Genomic DNA, 6,473 nt, shown 5'->3' on the forward strand with positions numbered 1-6,473 from the left:
GCGGCTACGGAACCGCCGCCAGGCTGCGGGGAAGCGAGCGGACCCGATGCCGCACAGTCAACTCGCCACCCCCTGCCACCGGGAGGGCGCACACGCCACGACTGCGGGCGCGCACTTCACACCCCGTGTGAAAGGCCCTCGGTTACGCTGGCGAACACCCTGCTCGCAGGAGGGCACATGGAGCCCAACACCCTGCTCGACGCGGCACTCGACGAAGCCGGGATCTCCCACGCCGGGCTCGCCGCGCACGTCAACCGGGCCGGCGCCGCCCGCGGACTGCGGCTGCGCTACGAGCACACCGCCGTGGCCCGCTGGCTCAAGGGCCAGCGGCCACGCGGCCAGGTGCCCGACCTCATCTGCGAGGTGCTCGCCGACCGCCTCGACCGCCCGGTCACGCTGGACGACATCGGCTTCGTCGCCGTCGGCGGCCCCTCGGCCGCCGCGCCGCTCGCCCGCTTCGTCGAGCGCGCCACCGCGCTGTGGCGCTCCGACGAGCAGCAGCACCCGCACGTCGTCGGCGCCCGCGCGCTCACCGGCACCCCCGCCGTCATCCCGGTGTGGGAGTGGGAGAACCCGCCGGAGGACGGGGACGTCTCCCGTACGGGCCCGGTGCACGTCAGCGAGGCCGACGTCACCACCCTGCAGGCCGCCCGCGCCCACTACGAGCAGATGTACCGCAAGGCCGGCGGCATGGCGACCCGCGCCCGCGTCGTGCGCTTCCTCAACTCCGAGGCGGCGCCGCTGCTGCGCGGCTCGTACGGCGACGACCTCGGCCGCCGGCTGCACCGGGCCACCGGCGGCCTCGTCGCGGTCGCGGGCATCTGCGCGTACGACTCGGACGCCCTCGGCCTCTCGCAGCGCTACTTCCACCAGGCGCTGCGGCTGGCCAAGGCGAGCGGGGACCGCGGCTTCGGCGCGTACGTCATCGCCATGCTCGTCAACCAGTCGCTGTTCCTCAGGGAGTACCGCCAGGCGGTGGCGTTCGCGGAGGCCGCGCTGCGGGCCGCGGACGAGGACGTCAGCCCCGCCCTGGCGGCCGATCTGTACGCGATGCAGGCCAAGGCGTACGCCTTCCTCGGCGACCGCTCGGGCGCCCTGGCCTGCATCCGCCGCGCCGAGTCCGCCGCCGGGCGGATCAGCGCACGCCGGGAGCCGGCCGAGACGGACTACGTCCAGCCGGGTCTGGTCAACGTGCAGGTCGCCGAGGCGCTCTTACGCATCGGCGACCTGCGCGCCGCCCGCGAACAGGCGGCGACCGCCGTGCACCGGCCCGCACACGACCGGGGGCGGGTGCACCGGCTGGCGATTCTGAGCCACGTCGAACTGCGTCAGGGGGACGCCGAGGAGGCGGCGCAGGCGGCGCTGGAAATGGCAAGGGCGGCCAGAGGGATGGAGTCGCAGCGGCTGCGGGACAGGTTGCGCGCGGTCCGTCGCCATCTGACCGAGACCGGCGGAGGGGGGACCGCCGAGGCGGCAGAGCTGATCGACGCAGCGTTGCGCGTTCCGCTCTGAGGCGGGGGCCGTCACCGCCACTGGACGGCGACAAGGGGGATGACGTGCGATGGAGGAATCTCAGGGAGCACACCGTGTACGAAAACCGCTGGTTCCGCGTCAACCTGGCCGACGTGGAACTCCCGGACGGGCGCCACCTTGACCACTACCTGATCCGCCTGCGACCCGTCGCCGTGGCGACCGCGGTCAACGAGGCGAACGAGGTGCTGCTGCTGTGGCGGCACCGTTTCATCACCGACGTCTACGGATGGGAGCTGGCCGCCGGGGTGGTGGAGGACGGGGAGGACCCCGCTGCCGCCGCCGCCCGCGAGATGGAGGAGGAGACCGGCTGGCGGCCCGGCCCGCTCACGCACCTGATGACCGTCGAGCCGTCCAACGGCCTGACGGACGCCCGCCACCTCATGTACTACGCCACGGAGGCGGTGCAGATCGGCGACCCCGAGGACGACTTCGAGTCCGACAGACGCGAGTGGGTGCCCCTGAAGGGGGTGCCCGACATGGTCGGCCGCGGGGAGGTGCCCGCGGCGAACATGGCCGCGGCGCTGCTGATGCTCCATCACCTCCGCCTCGGCGCCTGACGCGTCCGCGCCCGGCGGCCGGCCCCGCCTCTGCGGGACCGGCCGCCGGTGCTCGATGCCCGGGTGCGCCGCTCAGCGCCCCAGGGCCTGCCATAACGCCATCACCATCGCCGCCGCGCCGGTCAGTGCGGCGATCGACGGCAGTGGCCAGCGCGAGTGCTCCAGCGAGGTGACGCGCGCCGTCAGCTCGTCGATATCGCGCTCCATCTGCTGACTGCGCTGCGACAGCAGTGCGAGCCGCCCGTCGATGCGGGCCAGGCCCACGTCGAGGGAGCGCCTGATCTCGGCGAGCTCGGACACGACCGCACTCGTGTCGGGTTCGGTGGCCACGGTCTGCTCTCCTTTGTCCCGTCCGTGCCCCCGCGTCCACCTCCATGGAAGCGCTACCAGGGGGGCGCACGGCAGCGTGTGCAGAGTGCATGTGCACGTGCAGCGGGCGCGCCCCGTGTGAATAGCTCACGCAGAGTGACGGCCGCGGGCGTACGAACCGGCGCGCGACCCCCGCCCAGCGCGCCGGGAAGCAGCGGCGGACCGCCCGCGTACTCCGCCGGGAGCAGGCCGGGTGCCGCTGGCCGTACGACGACCCGGACCCCCTCCGAGCGGGACTCTCGATGGTGTCAGCACCACGGAAACCATCGAGGAGTTGAGAACGATGAACACCCTGGCGCACTGGAACGACGGCGGACCCGGCCCGTGGATCCTGCTCTTCCCACTCATGTGGGCGCTGGTCCTCGGCGGCCTGTTCTTCTTCGTCCGCCGCGTCGTGCGGCGCGGCCGCGGCGCACCCTGGCAGCGGTTCCGAGGCGGCCCCGGCGGCCCTGGCGGACCGGGCTACGGCGAGCAGTCGCCGATCGCGGTCCTCGGGCGGCGCTTCGCGGCCGGCGAGATCGACGAGGACGAGTACTGGCGCCGGCTGTCCGTGCTGAACGAGGAGTTCGGCCGCCGCGGCGAGGGCAAGGGCGGTGCGGCATGACATCCGCGACCGGCACCGCCCCCGTGGTCACCGGCGCGGCCGCCCGCGTCGTCGACGCGGCCAAGGTCTACGGCAGCGGCGACACCGAGGTCCGGGCGCTCGACGGCGTCGGTGTCGCCTTCCCGGCCGGGCAGTTCACGGCCATCATGGGCCCCTCGGGCTCCGGCAAGTCCACGCTGATGCACTGCGCCGCCGGCCTCGACACGCTCACCGCGGGCGCCGCCTTCATCGGCGACACCGAGCTGGGCAGGCTCGACGACAAGCGGCTGACGATGCTGCGCCGCGACCGGATCGGCTTCGTCTTCCAGGCGTTCAACCTGCTGCCGACGCTGACCGTCGCGGAGAACATCACGCTGCCGATGGACCTCGCCGGGCGCCGTGGCGACCCCGCGTGGATCGACTCCCTGATCGACGTGGTCGGCCTGCGCGACCGGCTGCACCACCGGCCCGCCGAACTGTCCGGCGGCCAGCAGCAGCGCGTCGCCGTGGCCCGCGCCTTCGCCGGCCGCCCCGACGTGGTCTTCGCCGACGAGCCCACCGGCAACCTCGACTCGCGCTCCGGCGCCGAGGTGCTGGGCCTCCTCGCCGACACCGTGCGCGAGCTGGGCCGCACCGTCGTCATGGTCACCCACGACCCGGTCGCCGCGGCCTACGCCGACGAGGTGGTCTTCCTCGCCGACGGCCGACTGGTCGACCGCATGGCGGCGCCCACCGCGGACCGCGTACTGGACCGCATGCAGCGCTTCGTGGGCGAGAGCCCCCGTACGGCCCGTTCCCTGGACACCCCCGCGGAGAGGAAGAGTTCGTCATGAGCGGCACCCGCGCGTCGCTGCGGCTGAGCATGGCCGGGCTGCGCACGCACAAGCGGCGGTTCGCCGGCACGTTCTTCGCCGTGCTCCTCGGCGTCGCGTTCCTCGGGGGCACCCTCGTCATGGGGGACACCCTGAGGTCCAGCTTCGACGCCATGTTCGGCCGCGCCACCAGCGGTACGGACGCGGTGGTGCGCGGCGACGACATGATCACCACGCCCGGCGAGTCGTTCGGCACCCGCAGGACCGTCCCCACGGAACTGGCGGACGAGATCGCGCGGATGCCGGGCGTCGCCGCGGCCGAGCCCCGTATCGAGGGCCCCGGCCAACTCCTCGACAAGGACGGCGAGCCGGTGGGCGGCGGGGGCCCTCCGACCCTGGCCGGCAACTGGATCGCCGACGAGGACCTGAACTCGTACCAGATCGCCGAGGGCCGCGCGCCCGAGCGCTCCGGTGAGGCGGTCGTCAACCGCGGCGCCGCGAGCGACGCCGGCCTCGGGATCGGCGACACCACCACCGTGCGCACCCCCGACCCGCTCCAGGTGACGATCGTCGGGATCTCCACCTTCGGCGGCGAGGACGCCATGGGCCAGACCAGCTTCACGGCGCTGACCCGGGCGGACGCGGAGAAGTACCTGACGGCCGAGCCCGGCCGGGCGACCAGCATCCAGGTCCGCGCGGGCCCGGGGCAGAGCCAGGCCGAGTTGGTCGACGCCCTGTCCCCGGTCCTGCCCGACGGCATCGAGGCCGTCACCGGGCAGGAGGTCACCGAGGAGAACCAGGACCAGATCGCCGGCCAGTTCCTCAGCGGCTTCACCGCCGGGCTGCTCGGCTTCGCGGGCGTTGCCATGCTGGTCGCGACGTTCAGCATCTACAACACCTTCGCGATCGTCGTCGCCCAGCGCACCCGCGACAACGCCCTGCTCCGCGCGCTCGGCGCCACCCGGCGCCAGGTCGTGGGCCAGACGATGGCCGAGGCCCTGGTCGTCGCCGTACTCGCCTCGCTCGTCGGCCTCGCCGGCGGCGTGGGGATCGCCGCCGGGCTCCAGGCGCTGTTCCCGGCGGTCGGCTTCCCCTTCCCCGACGGCGACCTGGTGATCAGCGGGCTGTCGCTCGTGCTGCCGTTCGCCACCGGCGTCGTGGTGTGCCTGGCCTCCGCGCTGGCGCCCGCCGTCCGCGCCGGCCGCACGTCGCCGCTGGCGGCGCTGCGCGAGACGACCGTGGACGACTCCGGCTCCTCGCGGGTACGCGCCGTCGTCGGCGGCGCGCTCACCGCCGCGGGCGCCGCGCTCACGGTGTACGGCGCGACCTCCGGCCCGTCGGTGATGCTGACCGTCGCCGGCGCGGTGGTCACCCTCGCCGCGTTCGTGGTGCTGGGCCCGGTGGCGTCCTCGTACGCCGTACGGATCCTCGGCGCCCCGCTGCGCCGCATGAACGGCCGCCTGGCCCGCCGCAACGCGCTGCGCAGCCCGAAGCGCACCGCGGCCACCGCGACCGCGCTGATGATCGGCGTCGCCGTGGTGTCCCTGTTCACCGTCTTCGGCGCCTCGCTGAAGTCCACGATGGACCAGACCGTCTCACGTGCCTTCGCCGGCGACGTGGCGGTGCGGGTGCCGGCCTTCGGACCGGAGAGCGGCGCGCTGAGCCCGAAGGTCGCCCCGGCGGTCGCCGACCTGCCGGAGGTCGAGCACGCGCTCGGCCTGGGCACCGGAGTGGCCCGCGTCGACGGCGACGGCCGTGCGCTGACCGTCACCGATCCCGGGCGGATGGGCGACGTGCTGGACCTCGGCGCGGTCCAGGGCAGCCTGACGGACCTGGGCACGGACGGGGTCGCGGTCTCCGAGAGCGAGGCGGACGACCACGGCTGGAAGGTCGGCAGCACCGCGGACTTCACCTTCACCGACGGCGACAAGCAGCCGTTCACCGTACGGGCCGTCTACGACCAGGCGGACCTGGCCGGCGACTACGTCCTCACCCGCGAGGCGTGGGAGCCGCATCGGATGCAGGACTCCGACTCGCTGGTCGCGGTCGCGTTCAAGGACGGCGTGGCCGAGGCGGACGGCAAGGCGGCGGTGGAGAAGGTCGCCGAGCAGTACGGCAACCCGGAGGTGCAGACGCGGGACGAGTTCGCCGAGTCCTCGGCGGCGGGCGTCGACATGATGCTGACGCTGGTCTACGCACTGCTGGCACTCGCCGTGCTCATCGCCCTGCTGGGCATCGCCAACACCCTGACCCTCGCCGTGCACGAGCGGACCCGCGAACTGGGCCTGCTGCGCGCGGTCGGCCAGACCAGGGCGCAACTGCGCGCGATGGTCCGGTGGGAGTCGGTGCTCGTCGCCGCCTTCGGCACGGCGGGCGGGCTGACGCTCGGCGCGTTCCTCGGCTGGGCCATGACGAAGGCCACGGACTCCTCCGGCGACGGGGTGTTCACGGTGCCGCCGACGCAACTGGCGATCGTGGCCCTGGTCGGCCTCACGGCAGGCGCCCTGGCAGCCTGGCGCCCGTCCCGACGGGCGGCGAAGCTGGACGTCCTGGGCGCGATCGCCACGGAGTGACCTGCGGTCGGCGCATCCGGTCGGCGGTGGCCCGTCCGACTCCCGG

At 74.0% G+C, this 6,473-nt stretch carries 6 protein-coding genes; 5 read left to right on the top strand and 1 reads right to left on the bottom strand.

Annotation, left to right across the window (positions count from 1 at the left end):
- Positions 1–177 precede the first annotated feature (177 nt).
- Entirely contained in the window at positions 178–1,512 is a 1,335-nt protein-coding gene (locus tag H5J30_RS13655) for an NsdA family TPR-like regulatory protein (protein ID WP_181787704.1), read from the top strand.
- Between the two features lie 44 nt (positions 1,513–1,556).
- Positions 1,557–2,090: an NUDIX domain-containing protein gene (locus H5J30_RS13660; protein WP_026276246.1), complete on the top strand. Its 534-nt coding sequence runs from the start codon at positions 1,557–1,559 to the stop codon at positions 2,088–2,090.
- A 72-nt stretch (positions 2,091–2,162) separates the two neighbouring features.
- On the opposite strand, the gene H5J30_RS13665 is transcribed toward H5J30_RS13660, so the two are convergent.
- Positions 2,163–2,420 (bottom strand): hypothetical protein, encoded by a 258-nt coding sequence (locus tag H5J30_RS13665; protein WP_181787705.1) that lies wholly within the window; start codon positions 2,418–2,420, stop codon positions 2,163–2,165.
- Positions 2,421–2,742: 322 nt separating this feature from the next.
- On the opposite strand from H5J30_RS13665, the gene H5J30_RS13670 reads away from it, so the two are divergent.
- The 3 genes from H5J30_RS13670 to H5J30_RS13680 are packed head-to-tail and all read left to right on the top strand — an operon-like array spanning position 2,743 to position 6,427.
- Positions 2,743–3,063 (top strand): SHOCT domain-containing protein, encoded by a 321-nt coding sequence (locus H5J30_RS13670; RefSeq protein ID WP_018836355.1) that lies wholly within the window; start codon positions 2,743–2,745, stop codon positions 3,061–3,063.
- Entirely contained in the window at positions 3,060–3,875 is an 816-nt protein-coding gene (locus H5J30_RS13675; RefSeq protein WP_181787706.1) for an ABC transporter ATP-binding protein, read from the top strand. Before H5J30_RS13670 ends, H5J30_RS13675 begins: the two co-directional genes overlap by 4 nt.
- Positions 3,872–6,427 (top strand): ABC transporter permease, encoded by a 2,556-nt coding sequence (locus H5J30_RS13680; RefSeq protein WP_181787707.1) that lies wholly within the window; start codon positions 3,872–3,874, stop codon positions 6,425–6,427. Before H5J30_RS13675 ends, H5J30_RS13680 begins: the two co-directional genes overlap by 4 nt.
- Positions 6,428–6,473 lie beyond the last annotated feature (46 nt).

Source organism: Streptomyces phytophilus (assembly GCF_013870535.1).
Taxonomy (GTDB): domain Bacteria; phylum Actinomycetota; class Actinomycetes; order Streptomycetales; family Streptomycetaceae; genus Streptomyces; species Streptomyces phytophilus.